This window comes from Nocardia sp. NRRL S-836 (genome assembly GCF_001279525.1).
Lineage (GTDB): Bacteria > Actinomycetota > Actinomycetes > Mycobacteriales > Pseudonocardiaceae > Lentzea.
Window position 1 is genome coordinate 45834 of sequence record NZ_LGDY01000117.1, and the last position, 19860, is coordinate 65693.

The 19860-nt window shown below is 72.2% G+C and carries 13 protein-coding genes; 8 read left to right on the forward strand and 5 right to left on the reverse strand.

Features of this window, described 5'->3' with window-relative positions; all coding sequences use genetic code 11:
- Nucleotides 1-40 precede the first annotated feature (40 nt).
- The 3 genes from ADL03_RS30355 to ADL03_RS30365 all read left to right on the forward strand — a co-directional run bounded on the left by ADL03_RS30355 (nucleotide 41) and on the right by ADL03_RS30365 (nucleotide 1574).
- A complete protein-coding gene (locus ADL03_RS30355; protein ID WP_053737006.1) occupies nucleotides 41-466 on the forward strand; it encodes a hypothetical protein in 426 nt (141 codons plus the stop codon).
- A 223-nt stretch (nucleotides 467-689) separates the two neighbouring features.
- Entirely contained in the window at nucleotides 690-935 is a 246-nt protein-coding gene (locus tag ADL03_RS30360; RefSeq protein ID WP_053737007.1) for a hypothetical protein, read from the forward strand.
- Nucleotides 936-986: 51 nt separating this feature from the next.
- The gene (locus ADL03_RS30365; RefSeq protein WP_053737008.1) at nucleotides 987-1574 is read left to right on the forward strand and encodes an LPXTG cell wall anchor domain-containing protein; all 588 of its coding nucleotides are present in this window, start codon (nucleotides 987-989) and stop codon (nucleotides 1572-1574) included.
- Nucleotides 1575-1620: 46 nt separating this feature from the next.
- Here the strand turns inward: ADL03_RS30365 and ADL03_RS30370 are convergent, their stop codons facing one another.
- Nucleotides 1621-4092, reverse strand: a complete 2472-nt coding sequence (locus ADL03_RS30370) for a helix-turn-helix domain-containing protein (RefSeq protein ID WP_369809037.1) — start codon at nucleotides 4090-4092, stop codon at nucleotides 1621-1623.
- 299 nt (nucleotides 4093-4391) lie between these two features.
- Here ADL03_RS30370 and ADL03_RS30375 point away from each other — a divergent pair, with 299 nt between their 5' ends.
- From ADL03_RS30375 to ADL03_RS30395, 5 genes are all read left to right on the forward strand, one after another.
- On the forward strand, nucleotides 4392-5663 hold the full coding sequence (locus tag ADL03_RS30375) for an acyltransferase domain-containing protein (RefSeq protein ID WP_053737010.1): 1272 nt from the start codon (nucleotides 4392-4394) through the stop codon (nucleotides 5661-5663).
- A complete protein-coding gene (locus tag ADL03_RS30380; RefSeq protein ID WP_053737011.1) occupies nucleotides 5660-12253 on the forward strand; it encodes an SDR family oxidoreductase in 6594 nt (2197 codons plus the stop codon). The genes ADL03_RS30375 and ADL03_RS30380 overlap by 4 nt, the downstream gene beginning before the upstream one ends.
- Nucleotides 12250-13047, forward strand: a complete 798-nt coding sequence (locus ADL03_RS30385; RefSeq protein ID WP_053737012.1) for an SDR family oxidoreductase — start codon at nucleotides 12250-12252, stop codon at nucleotides 13045-13047. The genes ADL03_RS30380 and ADL03_RS30385 overlap by 4 nt, the downstream gene beginning before the upstream one ends.
- Nucleotides 13048-13236: 189 nt before the next feature.
- Complete coding sequence (locus ADL03_RS30390; protein ID WP_053737013.1) at nucleotides 13237-14337, forward strand: polyprenyl synthetase family protein; 1101 nt, start codon at nucleotides 13237-13239, stop codon at nucleotides 14335-14337.
- Between the two features lie 154 nt (nucleotides 14338-14491).
- Nucleotides 14492-15406, forward strand: a complete 915-nt coding sequence (locus tag ADL03_RS30395; RefSeq protein WP_053737014.1) for a phytoene/squalene synthase family protein — start codon at nucleotides 14492-14494, stop codon at nucleotides 15404-15406.
- On the opposite strand, the gene ADL03_RS30400 is transcribed toward ADL03_RS30395, so the two are convergent.
- The 4 genes from ADL03_RS30400 to ADL03_RS30415 all read right to left on the reverse strand — a co-directional run bounded on the left by ADL03_RS30400 (nucleotide 15403) and on the right by ADL03_RS30415 (nucleotide 19446).
- Nucleotides 15403-16419 (reverse strand): hypothetical protein, encoded by a 1017-nt coding sequence (locus tag ADL03_RS30400; protein WP_157529488.1) that lies wholly within the window; start codon nucleotides 16417-16419, stop codon nucleotides 15403-15405. The two genes, ADL03_RS30395 and ADL03_RS30400, sit on opposite strands and share 4 nt — an antisense overlap.
- The gene (locus ADL03_RS30405) at nucleotides 16416-17609 is read right to left on the reverse strand and encodes a cytochrome P450 (protein ID WP_053737016.1); all 1194 of its coding nucleotides are present in this window, start codon (nucleotides 17607-17609) and stop codon (nucleotides 16416-16418) included. Before ADL03_RS30405 ends, ADL03_RS30400 begins: the two co-directional genes overlap by 4 nt.
- On the reverse strand, nucleotides 17606-18226 hold the full coding sequence (locus ADL03_RS30410; RefSeq protein WP_197288771.1) for a helix-turn-helix domain-containing protein: 621 nt from the start codon (nucleotides 18224-18226) through the stop codon (nucleotides 17606-17608). The genes ADL03_RS30405 and ADL03_RS30410 overlap by 4 nt, the downstream gene beginning before the upstream one ends.
- A gap of 278 nt (nucleotides 18227-18504) precedes the next feature.
- On the reverse strand, nucleotides 18505-19446 hold the full coding sequence (locus ADL03_RS30415; RefSeq protein ID WP_053737018.1) for a Leg1-related protein: 942 nt from the start codon (nucleotides 19444-19446) through the stop codon (nucleotides 18505-18507).
- Between the last annotated feature and the right edge of the window lie 414 nt (nucleotides 19447-19860).

A 19860-nucleotide genomic window follows, 5' to 3' on the forward strand; every position in this document is an offset into this window, starting at 1 on the left:
TGGACTTGGCGCCGACCGACCGCGCGACCGGAGGAGATCGGTGACCGCACCGGAGGAGTTCACGCTGGCCAGGGTGTTCGACGTGGTCGACCGGGAGACCGGGCCGGGCTTCGCCCCCGAGCACCCGCTCGTCGGCGACCGCGACGAGTGGCAGGCGCTGCTCGACTACCTGGAGAGCGGCACGCCCGTCCTCGTCACGCCGACGTTGCTGGACGACGTCGTCGACCCGGCGCGCACCGCCGTGGTGCCCGCCGGCTTCCGCACCGACGGCACGTGGGTGTGGACCGACACCGTCGCCTACTACCTGCGGTACCACGGTCTGGCGCCGGAGGAGCGGTTGCTCGCGCACCTGCGGGAGCAGGACCGGACCGCGGCGCCGGTGGACGCGGACACCACCCGGCGCGCCCTCGGGTTCGTGCTGCGGGCGGCGGCCGGGGACCGCAGCCCGGTGCGCAAGACGGTCTGAGGCGACGGCGCCGGGCCGGAGCCCGGACGGGGGACACGTTCGTGCTCCGGCACCTCGGAGGGCCGTGACTTCTGCCGGTGCCCTTCAACCGGAAGAACGCGCACCGGCAGTGCGGAGGAACCTGCAGTCCGGGCTTCTGCCGGTGGTTCCTCATGGTGAGCGGGAGGTGCCGCCGGTGTACTTGGTCAGGCCGCAGGACCCGCCCGAAACCCGAGGAGCTGTCGTGGACTTCCCCCCGAGCCGCCGCGCCCGCCGCGATCAGGAAGACGAGGACGTCGTCGTCATCCGCCTTCCCCGCAACGAGGTTCACGACGCCGCCGTGGTGAGCGACCGGATCGCCGCCGCCATCGAGCAGATCGAGCGCCCCACGGTGTTCGCCGAGTTCCAGCCGCAGCCGCTGCACACAGTTCTGGACGTGCTGTCCGGCCACATCACCTGGGACGAGCTGAGCGCTCACCAGGTCGCCTGACCACCGTCCGCACCACCGTCCACAAAGAACAGACAGCACAGGAGAACCACGATGGCACGCAGGATCACCGGAACCATGACGGTGGTGGGCTTGGTCTCGATGACCCTGCTCGGCTTCGTCACGAAGGCGAGCGCCCACGAGCCCGAGCTGTCCGCGACCTGCGTGGAAGACATCGCGACGCTGTCGGTCGGTCTTGACGAGTACAACGGCAAGAAGCCGAACCGGATCGTGGTCACCGACAACGGCGAGACGCTGGTCAAGGCCGACTTCACCACCTCCTACCGCAAGAAGTGGGACTCGCTGGACGGCAAGGTGGCGCACAGGTTCGTGATCGACGTCACCGCGTGGGACGACCCCGACGGCAAGGACGGCTGGACCTTCCGCAAGGAGGTCGACCTCGCGAGGTGCGTGAAGACCCCGCCCACGACGACCACCACGGCCGTGCCCACCACCACGACGAGCACCACCGCGCCGAAGCCGGCACCGACCACCACGGTCGCGCCGGTGCCGCCGAAGGAGGAGACCGCACCGCCGCTCGCCAACACCGGCGCGGCGCCCACGTGGCTGCTGGTCGGCGGCCTCGCCCTGGTCGGCGCGGGTGCCGGAACACTGCTCCTCCTGCGGCGCAGGCGGGCCTGAGCCCGTGGCGAGGCCGGGGAGCGGGGACCTCCCCGGCCTCAGCCCGTCAGGCCTGCCTGCGCTGATCCAGGTGCTGTGCCAGCTCCGCCCGCAACCTTTTCACCACGGCGGGGTCGGCGAGCGTCTCGCACAACGCCAGCGCGCGCATGCGGTGCCCGTGCGCGGTTTCCGGCTCGTGCAGCTCGTCCGAGAGCGACGCCAGCTCGCACAGCGCGTCGATCTCGGCCTTCCGCTGGCCGGTGCGCGCGCAGACCACCTGAGCCTCGGCGAGCCTCTCCCGCGCCCGGTCGAGCTCGCCCCTGGCGCGGAGGTAGCCGCCGGAGGCCTGCAGGGCGCGGGCGAGGCCCAGGGCCGCACCCCTGCCGCGGAACAGCTCCAGCGCCTGCTCGGACTGCGCCAGTGCCCCGTCGAGGTCTCCGAGCGCCTTGAGGTTGGCCGACGAGAACAGCAGGGTGTGCGCGTAGTTGTTGTCGTCCACCGGAGTGGGGTGGACGTACCCGGCGGTGTCGAAGAAGTCGACACACGCGGAGAACTCCGCCGCCGCCTCGTCCACGAGTCCCGTCCTGCTCCAGTAGACGGCGCGCATGCACCGGGCGACGTAGTGGCCGAGCGGGTAGCCGGCCTCCTGGAAGAACCGCAGCGCGTCGTCGTAGGCGTCCACCGACGGCGACAGGTTCCCGCCGCCCATCTCGGCGCTCAGCAGGTAGAGCGTGGCCCAGCCGCGTTCACGCAGGTCACCCGCTTCCACCGCGGCGGCCATCGCCTCCTCCGCCATCCTCGCGGCCTCGCTCGTCCGGCCCATGAGGGCGCTCAGCACCCACGCCAGGAAGTTGCGCTGCAGCGCCTCGTCCCTCTTGCTGCCGATCGCGGTCGCCGATCGCCGGGCGAGGTCGAACAGCGTGTACCAGGTGTCCGCGGTGCAGTCGAACTCCGAGTACCAGTGCATGGCCTCTGACAGGTCGAGCACCTGCCGGTGTGCGCCGTCCGCAGCGGCTCGCTCGGCCGCGACCAGCCAGTTCGAGGTTTCGAGCTGAAGCCAGCGCTCCGCGTCGCGGTGGTCCCGGAACGGCGAGCCCGCGGGCCTGGCCGACCGCACCGACGCCGGCTGGAACTCCCGAGCCGCCGCCGTCGCCGTGCGGACCAGCCAGTCGACCAGCCGGTTCTCGGCCGACCGCACGGCCTGCTCGGTCTCCTCCCTGGCGAGCAGCTCCGTGGCGAACGTCCGGAGCAGGTCGTGGAACTGGTAGCGGCCGTCGTCCTGCGTCGGCTGCAACAGGCTCGCGTCGACGAGCTCCTCGAGCGGGCCGGTCGCCTCGTCCTCGTCGTCCGCGTCGAGCAACGCCATCGCCGCCCTGGCCGAGAAGTCACCGGTGGGCACGAGGGACAGGCGGCGGAAGAGCACGGCCGCGGAGGGGCTGAGCTGGCGGTACGACAGGTCGAACACGCCGCGGATGGTGAGATCGCCCGCGGTCAGCGTGGTGAGGCGCCTGCTCCCGTCCCGCAGCTGCTCCATCATGCGGCCGATCGGCCACATCGGGCGGCTGGCCAGGCGGTTACCGGCGATGCGCAACGCGAGGGGAAGCCGCCCGCAGAGCTCGGCCAGCGCGGCCGTCGCGGGGCGTTCCGCCGCGACACGGGCCGGTCCGACGATCGTCTCGAGCAGCGCGACCGCGTCGTCCTGCCCGAGCACCCCGAGGCTGAACCGGCTGGCACCGGTGAGGCCCATCAGGACGTGCCGGCTGCTCACGAGGGTGAGGCAGCGCCGTCCGCCGACCAGCAACGGACGTACCTGCGCCTCGTCGGCGGCGTCGTCGAGCACGATCAGCACCGCCCGCTCGGCGAGCAACGACCGGCACAGGGCGGCCTGCCCGTCCAGCTCCGCGGGGACGTGCGCCGAGTCGATGCCGAGGGAGCGGAGCAGGAGGTGCAGCACGTCGGTGGGCTCTGCCGGGTCGGGCGACATCCCGCGCAACTTGAGGAAGAGCTGCCCGTCGGGGAAATGACCGGCGAGCTCGTAGGCGGCCCGCACCGCGAGACTGGTCTTGCCGGTGCCGGGCGGGCCGCTGAGGATCGCGACACCGCCGGACCACCGGCGGCTCCCGGCCAGCCCGGCGGCGAACTCGCGCAACGCGTCCAGGTCCGTGGCACGCCCGGTCAGGTCGTGCAGGTCCGGCGGCAGCCCGCCGCCGGTCGGCAGGGTGGCGGTGCGGACGGGTGCGGGTGCCGGGGGCAGGACCGGATCCGGGACGTCACGGCTCGGCTTCGAGGACTTCCGCAGGTAGGCGAGTTCGTCCTCGGTCAGCCTGAGCGTGGCCGCGAGCGACTCGACGGTGCGTCGCTGCGGGTTCTTGGCGATCCCGCGCTCCATGTCGCTGATGGCTCGTACGCTGACACCGGAGCCTTCGGAGAGCTGCTCCTGGGTGAGCTCCGCGCGCACGCGGTACCCCTTCAAGAGGACGCCGAAGGCAGGGGAAGCCTGATCGAGGCCGGGTGGCGGCATGCGCCAAACTAACCACATCCGGCCCGGCGCACGCACGAGGCGTATCACCGGGCACCGGGTGGCGGCGGTCACCCCTGGGGGAGCAGCGTTCCGCCGAACGCACCGTCTCACACCAGGACGACCTCGTCGTCCCCGAGCTGACGTCGGTTCCCCTGCACACGGTCCACGACGTGCTCGACGGTCAGATCACCTGGCAGCAGCTGGATTACGACCACGGCCACATCTCCTCACAGCGGTTCCGGGCGAACCCTTTCGCTGGTGCGCAACGTCTTCCTGGGTGACGACACCAGCCTCACGACCCCGGAAGGGGACCCCCGGTGAACGAGCGTTGTATCGGACTGCTGCCTGGCCAAGGTGCGTTCCAGGCGGAAGCTCTGCACGGTCTGCGGGCCGAGCGCGCGGTGCGCGAGGTGTTCGCCGCGGTCGACGAGATCGCCTCGGCACGCGCTGGAGGCACTGTCTCCGAACAGGTCTTCGCCGACAGACCGCCGGCGGCAGACCGGTTGCTGCACGAGAACCCGGATCTCCTCCAGCTCGCTGTGTACGCGACTTCCGTTGCGGCGCATGCGTTGCTGGTCGACCGCGGGGTGCGCTTCGCCGCTCTCGCGGGCCATTCGCTCGGCGAGATCTCGGCTTTGACCTGTGCGGGGGTGTTCACCGTCGCACAGGGAGCCGAGATCGTCGCTGAGCGGTCGGCCGTGCTGCGCGCTGCCGCGCCCCGTGAGCACGTCATGGCGGCGTTGGGCGCCGGGCGCGGCACCGTCGATCGCGTGCTCGCGCTGGTGGACCCGTCGGTCGTCGTGGCGGTGGAGAACGGCCCGGCCCAGGTGGTCGTGTCCGGCCCGGCCGAGGCGGTGCGGGTCGCGGTGGCGGTCGCGCAGGCGGCGGGGATCGGTGCGAAGGAACTCCTGTCACCGCACGGGTTCCACCACCCCTCGCTGGCCGGCGCGCAGGTCGAGTTCGCCGCTCGGATGGCCGGGCGGGAGAGGTCGGCGGCGCAGGTGCCGGTGTACTCGCCGATCCTGCGGCGGTACTACCGCGATGCCGACGACATCGGGGCGTTGCTCGCGCTGCACCTCGTGCAGCCGGTGTGGTTCGGGGAGACCGTCGAGGTGCTCGACCGGCAGCCGGGCTCGATCTTCGTGGAGCTCGGCGCCGGCAAGGCGCTCACGACCGCGGTGCTGTCGGTGCGCCCCGTGGCCACCGTGCTGAGGCCGTTGTCCTCGCTCTCCCGGACGCTGGACTTCCTCGGACTGCAGGACGCTCCCCGGCCCGTCGAGCGCGGTGCCGAACCGGCACCGGTGGTGGCGCGGAAGCCGCTCTCGCGCGGCCGGGACGACCTGCTCACCGAGATCAGGACGTTCTACGCCAAGGAGCTGGAGTACCCCGAGGACGTCTTCGAGGAGGACGTCGAGCTCGAAGCCGATCTCGGCGTCGACTCGCTGAAGAAGTCCGAGATGTTCGTGAAGCTCGACCGGCACTACCGGATGGGGGTCGCCGAGAACGACCCGACCGCCGCGCAGGTGCGGACCTTCGGGCAGCTCGTCGACTTCGTGCTCACCCGCCTGCCGGCCGGAGCGGCGCGATGAACCGCTTCGCGGGCAGGGTGGTGCTCGTCACCGGCGCCGGTGGCAGTGTGGGACGGGCGATCTGCCGGTCGTTCGCCGCCGAGGGCGCCGAGCTGGTGCTCAACTGCTTCCACTCCTTCAAGGAGACCAAGCAGTTCGCGGCCGAACTCGCCGCGGAGGGGCACAGCACCCGCGTGCTCAGGGGCTCGGTGGCCAAACCCGAGCACGTGCGGCAGCTGACCGAGACGATCGCCGAGGAGTACGGCCGGCTCGACGTGCTGGTCAACAACGCGGCCTACGGCGCCTTCGTCACGCTCGACGAGGTCACCGAGGACGCGTTCGACCGGGTGCTCGCGACCAACGTGAAGGCACCGCTGTGGTGCGTGCAGGCGGCCCGGCCACTGCTCGCCGCCGCCGGTGGCGCGGCCGTGGTGAACGTGTCGTCCATCGGCGCCACGCACGTGCTCGACGACTACATCCTCACCGGTGCCTCCAAGGCCGCGCTGGAGTCGCTGACCCGTGCGCTGGCGGTGGAGCTGGCCGGTGAGCGCATCCGGGTCAACACGGCGTCGGCCGGGCTCATCGAGAACAGCTCCGCGCGGTTGTTCACCGACCCGGACAGCTTCGCCGCCAAGATCAGGGCGAGCACGCCGCTGGGCCGGCTGGGCACACCGCAGGACCTGGCGAACCTGGTGCTGTTCCTGGCCTCCGACGAGTCCGCGTGGATGACCGGGCAGTCCGTGGTCGCGGACGGTGGGGTGCTGCTGGGGCCGGCGACGCTGCCGACGCGCGCGCCGGTGGCCGAGGTGGCGGAGGAGGTGGTGGAAGAGGCTGCCGCGGAACCCGAAGACGACGGTGCTGACGACGGTGCTGACGACGGTGCTGACGACGACGTTGTCGTGGTGGGCATGGGAATCGCGGTGCCGGGCGCGTCCAGCCCCGAGGAGTTCTGGCGCCTGCTCGGCGAAGGCGGTGAGTTCTTCACCGAGCCGCCGCCGGAGCGCTGGCACGTGGCGGACTTCGGCGCGACGGACCCTGCCGCGCCGGACCGCTCGTACCAGACGCGCGGCGCGTTCATGACCGGCTTCACGCCGCATCCGGTGCTGGCCGCCGAGATCGCGGACGCCGGCACCGCCCCCGACCCGAACCTGGTGTGGCTGCGGCACTGCCTGCTGCAGGCGTTGGACGGCACCTCGCTGCGCCCGTCCGACCGGGTGGTCGCGACGGTCGGGTACAGCTCGAACAACAGTCCGGTGCTGGAAGACTCCGTGGTGCTGGCCGGTGCGCTGGAAGTGTTGCGCGACAGCGAGGACCTGCTGGCGCACGACGTGGCGAGCCGCATCCGCAAGACGTTGAGCGCTCAGCTCGACCACGGTCCGGTGGCGGCCCACTCGGCGGAAGCGCTGCTGTCGTCGGCGTTCGCCGGCCTGCTGCCGCCGGACTGCCCGGTCACGGTGGTCGACGCCGCGTGCGCGTCCGCGCTGACCGCGCTCGACGTCGGCGTGCGGGCGATCCGGGCGGGCCGGGCGGAGGTCGCGGTGTGCGCGGGCAGCGAGGCGCTCACCGCGACCGAGAACGTGCTGTTCGCCAAGCTGCGCGGGCTCTCGCCGTCCGGTGAGATCAGATCTCTCGACGCCACGGCCGACGGTGTGCTGTTCGGTGACGGTGCCGCGCTGGTGGTGCTGAAGTCCCGCCGCCGGGCGAAGGCGGACGGTGACCGGATCCACGGTGTGGTGGCGGGTGTCGGACTGGCCTCCGACGGCCGGGGCAAGGCGGTGCACGCGCCGAACGCCGACGGCCAGCGACGGGCCATCGAGCGCGCGTACGCCGACGCCGGCCTGACACCGTCCGATGTGGACTACGTCGTGGCGCACAGCACCGGCACGCCCATCGGGGACAGCACCGAGCTGGCCGTGCTGGCGGAGGTGCACGCGAACAGCGGCCCGACCTGGGTCGGTTCCAACAAGTCGATCGTCGGCCACCCCGGCTGGGGTGCCGGTCTCGTGTCCGTCATCCAGCTCCTGCTGGCGCTGCGGCACGGCAGCATCCCGCCGCAGCACCGCTTCAGTGCCGGGCGAGCGGCGTTCCCGGCGCTGGAGGTCGCGACGGAACCCGTGCCGTGGCCCCGCGGCGACCGCCCGCGCACCGGCGCGGTGTCGGCGTTCGGTTTCGGCGGTGCCGACGCGCACGTGCTGTTCACCGACCGTTCCACCCCGCGCCCGCCCGCACGTCCCCCGGCCGCGGACCCGGCGGTCGTGGTCGGCTGGTCCGGGTTGCTGCCGGACGCCGACTCCCCCGCCGAGCTGCTCACGGCGCTGACCACACCGGACGCGCGGACGTCGTTCGGCGACCAGTACCCGCCCGCGCCGCTGCGCGAGCTGCGCATGCCGCCGCCGGTGGCGAGGGCGACCGACCGCGCCCAGCTGCTGTTGCTGCAATGCGCCAACCGGCTCGACGAACGGGTCCTCGGGCTGTGCGCGGCGCGGCGCGACCGGGTCGGGGTGGTCGTGGCGCACGTCGGTCTCGCGCGCAACGCCGTGCTGCACCGCGGCCGCATCCACCACGACCGCGTCGCCCGGCTGGTGCGCGAGACCGAACCGCACGGGGCGGCCGAGCCGTACCTGGCCCGGTTGCGGGAGAGCGTGGATCGGCTGATGCCACCCGTCGGCTCGGAGTCGGGCCCCGGTGCCATGCCGAACATCGCCGCCGCCCGGCTGAACCACCACCTCGACCTGCACGGCCCCGCCTGCACCGTCGACACCGGTGCGCGCTCGCTGGCCACGGCGTTCGAGCTGGCCGCCGACCAGCTCGACCAGGGCGAGCTCGACGTCGTGCTGGTCGGCGTGGCGAACGGCAACACGCTTCCCTCGTGGCTCGACCACATCCGGCCGGTGGTGGGGGACCGGGCTCCGCGCGAGGGCGCGTTCCTGTTCGCCGTGACGCGCCGGTCGCTGGCGGGCGGGCTGCCTGCCACCGAACTCGCTCCGGTCAGGGCCGCGCTGACCGCTCCGGTGCGGGGCGGGGAGCCGGTGATCCCCGGCGCGGGCAACCTGGCGGGTGCGGTGTCGGTGCTGACCTCTTCCGGCGACACCGGTTCACTGGCCCGGATCGTGTTGCGACGCACGCGGAAAGCACCCGTACGGGAACCGTTGCCCGCGTTCCCCTCGGACGCCGTCGTGCTCACCAACCGCGCCGATCTGGTCGCGGAGGTGCCGTTGCGCGACTCGGAGCCGTCCCGGCACGTCCGGGTGGTGGTCGACCTGCCGGAGATCGATGCCGTCGACGGTGTGACCACCTCGGTGGCGGAGGTGCTCGACCTGCACACCCGGATGTTCCGCGCGGCGCGTGCCGCCGCGAGCGGTGCGTGCGAGTCGTTCGCGGTGGTGCTGCTCGGAGGGGTGGACCCGTCGGGAACACCGCATCCGCTGGCCGGTCTGTTCACCGGCTTCACCGCCGCGGTGGAGCTCGAACTGGCCGGCGCGGTGGTGTGCACGCTGGTGCACGAGAGCCACGACCTCGCCGTCGTCGCCGCGGACCTGGCCGAGGAGACCGCGGTGGACCGGACCACCTCCGCCGCCTACCGGTTCGCGGGTGCGCGCTGGGAGCCGGTGCTCGAACCGCCGCCCGAGCGGTCCGAGGCCGGTCCCGTGCTGGGCGAGGACCCGGTGATCGTCGCCGCGGGCGGGGCGCGCGGAGTCGGCGCCGAGCTGGTCGCCGCACTCGCCGAACGCGGCCCGTGCCGGGTGTACCTGCTGGGCACGGCGGAGGCGTCCGACGAGCCGGCGCCGGACCGCGCGGAGTTCGTGCGCGCCCGCACCCGTGGCCAGGACCGCGTCAGCCCGGCGGAGGCCGCCCGCGAGCACACCGCCCTGGTGCGCGCCGCGGAGGCTGGGGACACCCTGCGCCGGCTGCGTGCGCACCGCGGCGTGCGGGTGCGGTACCTGACCTGCGACGTGCGGGACGAGAACGCGGTCGAGGCCGTCGCGCGCCAGGTGCTGGCCGAGACGGGAACCGTCGATCTGCTGCTCAACATCGCCGGCATCAACGACGCCCGCGCCCTGGCGGTGAAGTCCGTCGAAGGCTTCGAGGCGGTGCGCGACACCAAGGTGCGCGGCTACCTCAACCTCAAGCGCGCGTTCGGCGCCCGGCAGCCCCGGCTCTGGTTCAACTGCGGCTCGATCATCGGGTACGCCGGGCAGCTCGGTGAGAGCGACTACGCCAGCGCGAACGCCTTCCTGCAGTCGGCGGCAGCGCACGGCGACGGCGAGTGGACGATCGGGTTCGGCGTGTGGCGCGACACCGGTTTCGCCGCCGCCCTCGTCGACCGCCTCACCCGCCAGGGTGTCGCCGCACTGTCCACAGAGGAGGGTGTGCGCCACTTCCTGGCCGAGCTGGACAACCCCCTCCGGGCCGCGGCGTCCGTGTTCGCCGGTCCGGACCGTGCCGCTCCGTTCGGCGACCTGAGGCGTGCGGCCGGCCTGTGGTCCGGCTTCTACCTGCGCGAGATCACCGCACAGAGCGCTTGCCGGATCTCGGCCGTGTGCGAGCTGGCGGACGAGGCCTACCTGTCCGGGCACCTGGTGCGCGGGCGACCCACGCTGCCGGGCGCGTTCGTCCTGGAGATGGCCGCGGAGGCCGCGCTCGCGCTGCGGCCGGGACTGCGGATCGCGCGTTTCACGGACCTGGTGCTGCACAGGTTCATGAGCCTGCAGGACGGCCGGACCACGGTGAAGCGCGTCGAAGGTCGTCTCGACGGAACCGAGGTGACGGTCACCGTCAGCGGCGATGTCGTGGCGCCTGACGGCCGGGTGCTCGTGCACGACCGGGTGGACGCGGAGGTGACCGTGCACCTCGCGGAGGATGTCGAGGCCGTGACGCTCGACCTGCCCGCCGTGGACGGGCTTCCGCCGGCTGAGGGCGGTTCCGGCCCGCTCGCGCTGACCGGGCCGTTCGCCTCGCTGCACGACGTGCGCGCGGGTGCCCGCGGCCGGTGGGCGAGGTTCGGCTTCGCTCCGGGCGCTTCCTGGCCTGCCGGGTTCGTCACCCCCGCGCTGCTGGTGGACGCCGCCGTGCAGCTCGGCCTCGGCGCCGCCACGGACGGAGTCGCGGTACCGCAGCGGATCGCTCGCATCACCTGCGGCCCGGCCGACGACGCCGGTGCGCACGGTGCGTTGCTGTTCGCCGAGAAGGGCAGTGCGGAGGGACGTTCGGTCGCGGCGGGCACGGTGACGGCGGTGGACGCGCGGGGTCGCCTGCTCGTCCGCCTCGAAGGCATGGCCGGGGGCCTGCTCACGGCACCGGACGCCGCAGCACCTGTCGTGGCACCGGCAGCCGCGCCCGCTGTTCCGGCTGAGCGCGCACCCGCCGTTGCCGCTGCGACCGCACCGGCCGCTGTTCTGCCCGAGGTCGGGCCCCTGCGTGACCGGATCGCGCGGTGGCGGGACCAGACCGGCTGGAACCCGTGCTTCCCCGTGGTGGAGCGGGAGCGGGACGGGATGACCTCCGGCGGGGTGCGGCAGACGTCGTTCTCCGGCTACAACTACCTCGGCCTCGCGGGCGATCCGGAGGTCATCGCCGCCGCCAAGGCCGCGCTCGACCGGTACGGAACGTCGTGCTCGGCGAGCAGGCTGGTGCTCGAGACGCCGCTGCACCAGGAGTTCGAGGAGGAACTGGCGGACTTCCTCGGCTGCGACGACAGCCTCGTGCTGGCCGGCGGCTACCTCACCAACGTCACGGCCATCGACGCCCTGCTCTCCGATGGTGATCTGCTGATCCACGACGCGTACGCGCACATCAGCGTCAAGCAGGGTGGCGTGCTGTCCGGTGCCGCGGTTCGCAGCTTCCCGCACAACGACCCGGCGGCGCTCGAACGGTTCCTCACCAGGTTCCGCGGGCAGTACCGGCGGGCGTTGCTCGTGCTCGAAGGCGTGTACAGCATGGACGGCGACATCCCGGACCTGCCGGCGTTCGTCGAGGTCGCGCGCCGGCACGACGTCATGGTCATGCTGGACGAGGCGCACAGCGTCGGTGTGCTGGGCGCCACCGGGCGAGGGCTCGGTGAGCACTTCGGGCTGCCGCGCGACGCGGTCGACCTGTGGTCGGGCACGTTCTCCAAGGCGTTCGCGTCGTTCGGCGGGTACGTCGCCGGGCGCGCCGACGTCATCGATCTCCTGCGGTACGGCGCTTCCGGGTTCCTGTTCAGCGCCGGCCTGCCGCCGGGCGACGCGGCGGCCGCGCGTGCCGCGATGCGGCGGATGCGGGCGGAACCGGAGCTCTCCGCGCGGGCCAGGGCCAACGCCGCCCGGTTCGGTGCGCTGGCCCGCGAGGCCGGCATCGACACCGGCGACCGGCACGACGAGGCACCCGTCGTGCCCTGCATGACCGGCGACGAGCAGCTCACCGTCGAGCTCGCGCACCGGTTGTACCAGCGGGGCGTCATGGCGAACACCGTGCTGTACCCGGCCGTGCTCAGGGGCCAGGAACGACTGCGCTTCTTCGTCACCGCCGAACACACCGACGAGCAGATCGACCGCGCGGTCGATCTGCTCGCCGAACACATGACCGCGCTGGGGCTGCTTCGGCACCCTGCCACCGAGAGGAACGCCCAGTGAGCAAACGAGACTGGACCGGACGCCACGTCCTGGTCACGGGTGGGTCCAGCGGCATCGGGCTGGCGCTCGTCCGCCTGCTGGCGGCCAGGGGCGCGCACGTCTCGGTGGTGGCCCGCGACGAGAGCAAGCTCGCCGCGCTGCACCGGGAAGGCGAGCCGATCGCGACGGCGTCCGCGGACGTGGCCGACCCGGACGCGTTGCGGCACGCGGTGGCCGCACTGCAGGAGCGCCACGGCCCGGTGCGGGACGCGATCCTGTGCGCCGGGACCGTGCTGCCGGGCTACTTCACCGAGCTGCCCGCGGACACCTTCCGCGACCAGATGGAGGTGAACTACTTCGGCATCGTGAACGCGGTGCGGCTGGTGGTGCCGGGCATGGTCGAACGACGAGAGGGCACGATCACCTGCGTGTCCTCCACAGCCGGGGTGATCGGGCTGCTGGGCTACAGCGCCTACGCGCCCAGCAAGTTCGCCGTCCGGGGGTTGTGCGACTCGCTGCGGATGGAGCTGAAACCGCACGGGATCCACGTCGCCGGCGTGTACCCGGCCGATGTGGACACCCCCCAGCTCGCCTTCGAGAAGCCCTTCAAGCCCAAGGAACTGGTGGCCTTGTCGGGCACCGTCGAGCCGATGTCACCGCAACGCGTGGCGGCAGAGGTGGTGCGTGGCGTCGAACGCCGCAAGGCGGTCATCCGGCCGGGCCTCGCGAACCGGTTGCTGTGCGCCGCGGCCGGCGGCTTGCCGGGCCTGCTCGCGTCCTACTGCGACAGTGTGGTGGCCAAGGCGAGCCGGTAGTTCCGGCGATGCGCCCGCATCGAGGTGCGCGGCACCCCGCACCTCCGTGGTGGGCACGACCGGAGCCGCCGTCGTCGGTGACTCCGGTCGTGTGCCCTGTGTCAAAGTGCGACACCTTCGCCCGGAGCGGGCTGAACAGCCGGTCGGGGCCCCTAACGTCGCCGTTGTCATCACCGGAATGGAGCTGTCATGACCGCACAGGTGGACCATGCTGCCAACGGCGTCGACCTCTCGGCATTGCGCCGGTCGGTCGACGCGTGCCTCCGGTCGTTCCTCGACGGCCGCACCTCCGACGACGGCATCACCGCCGCGGACGCGTTGACGAGCGTCCTGCGCGATTTCCTGCTGGCAGGCGGGAAGCGGATTCGGCCGGTGCTCTGCCTGCTCGGCTGGCAGGCCACCGCGGGCCACACCGGCGAGCCACCCGCCGAGGTGGTGCGGGTGGCTGCGGCGCTGGAGATGTTCCACGCCTTCGCGTTGATCCACGACGACGTGATGGACCGGTCGGACACCCGCCGGGGAGCGCCGACCGCGCACCGCACGTTCGCCGCGATGCACCGCAAGGCGCACCGGTTGAGCTGCCCCACCGCGGACGACCTCGGGTTCGGCAGCGCCGTCCTCCTCGGTGACCTGGCCCTGATCTGGTCCGACGAGCTGCTGCACACCGCGGGTCTCGATCCCGCCGCGCTCGTGGCGCTGCTGCGCCGGTTCGACGCGATGCGCACCGAGCTGGTGCGCGGCCAGTACCTGGACCTGCACACCACCGGGCACCTCAGCGACGACGTGGACACCGCGCTCAAGACGATCCGCTACAAGACCGCCAGGTACAGCTACGAGCGGCCGCTGCAACTCGGCGCCTCGATGGCGAGCGGCGGTGATGACGGGATGAGCGAGGCGTTGTCCGGGTTCGCGATCCCGCTCGGTGAGGCGTTCCAGCTGCGCGACGACCTGCTCGGCGTCTTCGGGGACCCGGCGGTGACCGGCAAGTCGGTGCTGGACGACCTCCGCGAGGGCAAGAACACCGTGCTGGTGGCGCTCGCGATGAGGGCCGCGTCCGCCGATCAGCGCCAGGTGCTGACCGAGCTGCTCGGCCGGGCGGACCTGGACGACGACGGCGCCGAACGGGTGCGTTCGGTGCTCACCGGAACCGGTGCACGGCACGAGGTCGAGAAGATGATCGAAGCCCGGCGGCGCCAGGCGCTCGACGCGCTGCGGTTCCTGCCGTGCCCGCCGGGGGTGCGTGCGGTGCTGCACCGGCTCGCGCACTTCACCACGAGCAGGTCGTCGTGACCGCGCTCGAACAGGCCACGGCCCGAGCGCTCGGTGCAGCGCCGTGCCCTCACCACCACCGAGGGGGACCGTTCCGCATGGCGCTCGTCGGCGGCCATCTCACGGCCGGGCGAACCATCGGCGCGGACGCACGAGACCGGGTGGTGACCGTCCGATGAGGACCGGAGGCGGCCGGGCGCTCGACGCGGCCGGCATCACCGATCCCGTCCTGCGGGCCGCGTACGGCCGGTGCCGGGAGCTGCACGCCAGCTTCGGCCGCAGCTACTACCTGGCGACGATGCTGCTCCCGCCGTGGAAACGCCCGTACGTCAACGCGTTGTACGGCTTCGCCCGCCACGCCGACGAGATCGTGGACAACGGCCCCGAGCACAGCAGGGCCGAGCAGTTCCGGACCTGGTCGCACCAGGCCCTGGCGGACCTGGCCGACGACACCGCGCAGGGCGACGAGGTGACGGTCGCCCTGCGGCACACCCTGCGCCGCTGGGACATCCCGCTCCGGCACGTCGAGACGTTCCTCGGCGCGATGGAGGCCGATCTCACGATCAACGACTACGAGACCCTCGACGACCTCGCCGGCTACATGTACGGCTCGGCTGCCGTCATCGGCCTGCAGATGGTCCCGATCCTCGAACCGCTGTGCGACGAGGCGTTCGACCGCGCGCGGGTGATGGGGGAGGCGTTCCAGCTCACCAACTTCATCCGCGACATCGCCGAGGACCTCGCCCGCGGCCGGGTGTACCTGCCCGCGCGGGACCGGCGCCGGTTCGGGGTGACGCGCACCGATCTCGCCTCCGCACGCACGACGCAGCACGTGCGCGAGTGGCTGCGGTTCGAGATCGAGCGCACCCGCGAGCTGTACGCGTACGCGGTCGGTGGCATCGCGATGCTCGCGCCGTCGAGCCGGCCGTGCATCGAGACCGCCTACCTGCTGTACAGCGGCATCCTGGACGCGGTGGAGGACGCCGGGTACGAGGTGCTCGACCGGCGCGTCAGCGTCAGCCTGCCGGCGAGGCTCAGAATCGCCCTGCCCGCGTACCGGCGCGCTCGCCGCACCTGGAGCTCGGGTTAGGACCCGTCGGCCTCGTCCCACCACCAGGAGATCGCGGGCGTCCTCAGCCTCGGGTCGCACCACACCCGTTCCCACTCGGGCACGAGGGAGATCCCGGTCGTGGCGTACCGCCCGCTCAGCTCGTGCCAGTCGAGGTTGCCGCGCAGGTAGTGCCCCAGACCGGCGAGGAACCGCCGCAGGTCCGGGTCCGCGCGGTGGTGGAGCCGGTCTCGCAGGCGCAGGAAGAGCGCCATCACCTCGTTGCGCAGCGCCACGGCCGCGGCGATCGCGTCCTGTTCGCCGCACCCCAGGCGCACGCGCACCTGGCTCACCAGGTTCCTCCCGTTGCCGGGGTCGGCCCTGTCGCCGTCGTAGGAGTGGAAGTCGTTGTCCCAGTTGATGATGCTCGCGGTGAGGTCGAGCAGCACACCGCAGGCGGGGTCGGCGAGGGTGGCTTCGGCGGAGCCCCGGCACCCGGCGGCGTGCCACAGCAACGGGAACGCCCACGCCGGTGAGCTCGACCGGCCGCGGGTGGCCAGCGACTCGTCGTACGTCGGCTCCGCGCCGCCGCTCGTCTGGGCGGTGCGCACCAGCTCGGTCAGCAACGTCGCGCGCAGCCCGTCGGTGAACTGCCGCGCCAGCTCCGGGGTCGCGAGTGCCGCGATCCGGTGCCGCAGATCGCTCAACGCCGCCGCGTAACCGGTCTCCGCGTGGGAGGCCGGCGCGTCGAACGCCCGCAGCACCGGCCACATCAGCACGCCCAGCTCGTCCGTGCTCCGGCCGTCGTCGCACTCGTCGTCGAACGCCGTCCACCACGTCGCCATGTCGGCCAGCACCTGCAACCACGCCGGCGGGCAACCCGGTGCGCTGAGCGCGGCGAGCGGACCGAGCTTCGCCGCCGCCAGCCGAGCCCGCCGGCGCGGGTCCGGGGCGAGCTCGAAGCGCGTCGACCACTCGACCGAGCGGATCTGGGCCTGCTCGGCCATCGGGTGCGCCGCCGGTTCGACCGGGCAGTACAGGCCGGGCCAGGTCACCACGTGACCCACAGCCGCAGGTGCCCGCCCATCACGTACTCGTCGCGTTCGCGGTTGTCGTTCTCGACGACGCGCAGCGCCGGGAACTCGGTGAACAGGCGGGACAGGCTGGTTTCGACCATGATCCGGCTGAGCTCCGGCCCGAGGCAGTGGTGCGGTCCGTGCCCGAACGCGACGTGACCGCGCACCGGGCAGTGCGCGTTCATCTTCTCAGGCGCGGCGGACAGCGCCGGATCGTGGTTCGCGGCGGCGAGCAACGCGATCACGGACTCACCGCGCCTGATGCGGCGGCCGCCGAGCATCACGTCCTCGGTGGCGACCCGGTCGATGCCGTACTGGACGATCGTGACGTGGCGCAGCAGCTCCTCGACGGCGCCGGCCCTCAGACCGGGGTCGTCGCCGGTGAGCGCGGCGCGCAGCTCGGCGTCGGCGGCCAGCTCGACGGCCCCCTTGGAGATCATCCCGGCAGGCGCCTCGTACCCGGCCATCAGCAACGCCACGCCCTGTTCCGCGATCTCCTCGGCGGTCAGCTCGGATCCCGTGACCAGATCGCTGATGAGGTCGTCCTGCGGAACGCGGTACCTGGCGTCGACGACCTCGGCGAGGTAGTCCAGTGCGGCCTGCGCGCGTTCGTTCGCGTTGCCCGCCGAGATGCCGATGCGCATCAGCTCGGCGGTTCCGTTGTCGTAGAACCGTTCCCGGTCCCGCGACGGCAGCCCGAGCAGCTCGGAGACCACCTGCAGCGGCACGGCGAGCGCGAACCCGGCGACCAGGTCGACCGGGCCGCCCCGGTGCCGCACGAGGTCCAGGTGGCGCTCGACCGCGGCCTCGGTCAGCGGCCGGAACGTGTGCCGGCGTCCGTCGAGGGCCTTGGCCACGGCGCTGCGCACCCGGCGGTGTTCCGCGCCGTCGAGCCGGAGGATGCGCGACGCCCGGATCACCGCCGCGTCGTCGTTGCGGTGCAAGGGGGAGGCCCGCACGGCGAAGTGCCGTCCGGACAACACCGACCGGACTTCGGCGTGCCCGGTCGCGAGCCACGACGTCCGGCCGTCGGCCAGGCTCACCCGCACGACCCGCGCGTCGCCCCAGTGCGGCAGGTACCTCGCGGCGATGTCGCCGGCCCGCTGCGGCGGCCAGGGCAGCAGGTCCTCGGTGATGCGCCCGGTGCCCGGCGTCGGTTCCGCGGTCAAGTCTTCTCCACCTCGTGGACAGCAGGGTCAGGCCGCGATGCCGAAGGTGCGCAGCCGGCGGTGCGGCGTCGAGCGGCTGATGCCAGGTGCTCGGCCGCCTTCACGCGGTTGCCCCCGCACGTGCGCAGCGTCTTGACGATCAGTTCGTACTCGGTCTTCGCCATGAGGCTCCTGGGCTGCTTGGCGAAGTCGTTCCGTAAGCGTTCGGGCAGGTCGTGGACGGTGATCTCGCCGGTCGCGCCCAGCACGGCCAGGCGGTCGTTCACGAGCGCGGGCAGGTTGCGCAGCGGGGACAGCTCGCCCCGGCCGGCGCACCGCGCCGTGAACGCCCGCCCGTTGTCGTCGAGCTCGGGCGTGCCGGGTCTCAGGTCCACGATCACACCTCCCGCGTCCGCGAGCACAGCGGTGAACGGGCTTCCGGAGATGTCCTCCTCGAACCGGCCCGGCACATCCGCGGCGAGCCTGCGCAGCGGGTGGCTCGACGGCACCGGGCGGACCGGCGTCGTGCCGGCCTGGCTCAACGGGCTCAGGCCGGCCCGCCGGGAACGGCGCCACGACGCCTCGATCTCGCGACGGACCGCGACGCTGCCGGTCAGCACGGGCTCGCAACGGGTCATCTTCGTCTCCTGGACGGCAGTGGCGCGGCGGTGGTCTGTGCGCAGAGAGGAGAGGTGACGGCCGGGTACGAGGAGGAACCTATGAACCCGCTCGCGCGGAAACCACGCAGAAGAACCGGCAGAACCCTGTTCCTGCCGGTCAAGTCGATGGTCCATTTTGTACCGAACGAGGAAGCGCGGATCAGTGGAGTCCGTCATGGACGGACTCGTAGCGCTTCTCGATCTCCCTGCGGCGCGGCTTCAGCAGGGATCCGGATTCCGGCGTGCTGGTAGGGCGGTCAGGGGCGTAGCAGGTAGCCGAGCATTGCGCGGCGTTCAGCGACGTTGTCCGGTTTGGGGTTGAACACCGCGTCGAGCAGGGGCAGCACCCGGTTGCGGGCTTCGCGGGTGCGCATGACTCGCTTCCACAACAGCAGGTTGAGGTTGTAGCGCCACGTCGGGGTGGTTGCGAGGCGGAGGATGTTCACGACGTTGCCGCGTGTTGTGGGTGGCAGTGCGTTGACGTCCTCGGGTGTGGCGAGCAGGGATTCGGGCAGCACGTCGAGGCCGTGGGCGGTCATGAAGGTGAAGTCGGTGGGCCAGGCTGCTGCCCACAGGTAGTCGACCATCCGGCACCAGCCGCGCAGGAAGCTGATCTCCAGGTCGGGCCAGGGGGCGGTGTCGACGTCGGCGAGGACGTCGACCACCACGTCCAGGGATGTCTTGTGCGCCTTCCACAGGGCCAGGCGTGCCGGTTCGGGGTCGGTCAGGTCACCCGAGCTCACGAGGGAGAAGTAGGCGCGCCAGTCCCGCACCGCCGGGGCGAGCTCGTCCGGGACGGTTCGGCCTGTCACGTACCGGAACCGGGAGCGGGTCGGCGGGTCGGCGACCGGCAGGGCCGGCACCACTGCGGCGGCTGCGGCGCCCAGCCACGGGATGACGCTGAGCGTGTAGTTGCCGTAGCCCCAGGGCGAGTCCGGGTCGATCCGCCCGTTGTGCCGGGTGGCGGCGCCGAGCCGATCGGTGCGGAACTGCCATTGGTGCTGGAACATCAACCCCCACAGCGGGTTGTGCCGGTTGTCGGCGCCGAACCGGCCGCCGGCGTTGGTGTTGTCGATCATCGTTCGGTAGGCGGCCATCCGCTGCTCGAAGGAGAACGGGTCGAACACGGCCTCCAGGTCCCGCGCCGTTGACCAGACCGAGTAGAGGTCCAGCGCCGTCAACTCGTCCGGATGAGCCATGACCGCAATTCTCCACGATGTGAGCCGGCGGCAAGAGTCTGACCCGACCTGCCGGGAGCCTGTACGGACCGGGACCGCGCACGACATGGCAGGTCCACCGGTCAGCGGACTCCGGCACGGCCTCGGCGGGAATCCCGAGCACGGCGCCCGCAGCCACTCCGGCGGGTTGCCCGTCGCGACGAGTGACTCCCGCACCGGCTCAGCTGCTCGGGGATGGACTGGTCGTTGGCGCGGAAGTGCTCGACCGCGGCTGTGTCCATCGCAGGACTCCTTCACTACAGAGTGATCACTACCTCACTCCTCGTACGCGCCGAACACCAGGACACGATCCGGTGAATGCGGCACCGACAACACCTACTCGCTGTAGGCACACCACATGAACCCATATCTCGAAGACCTGCGGCGCGGCTCGTC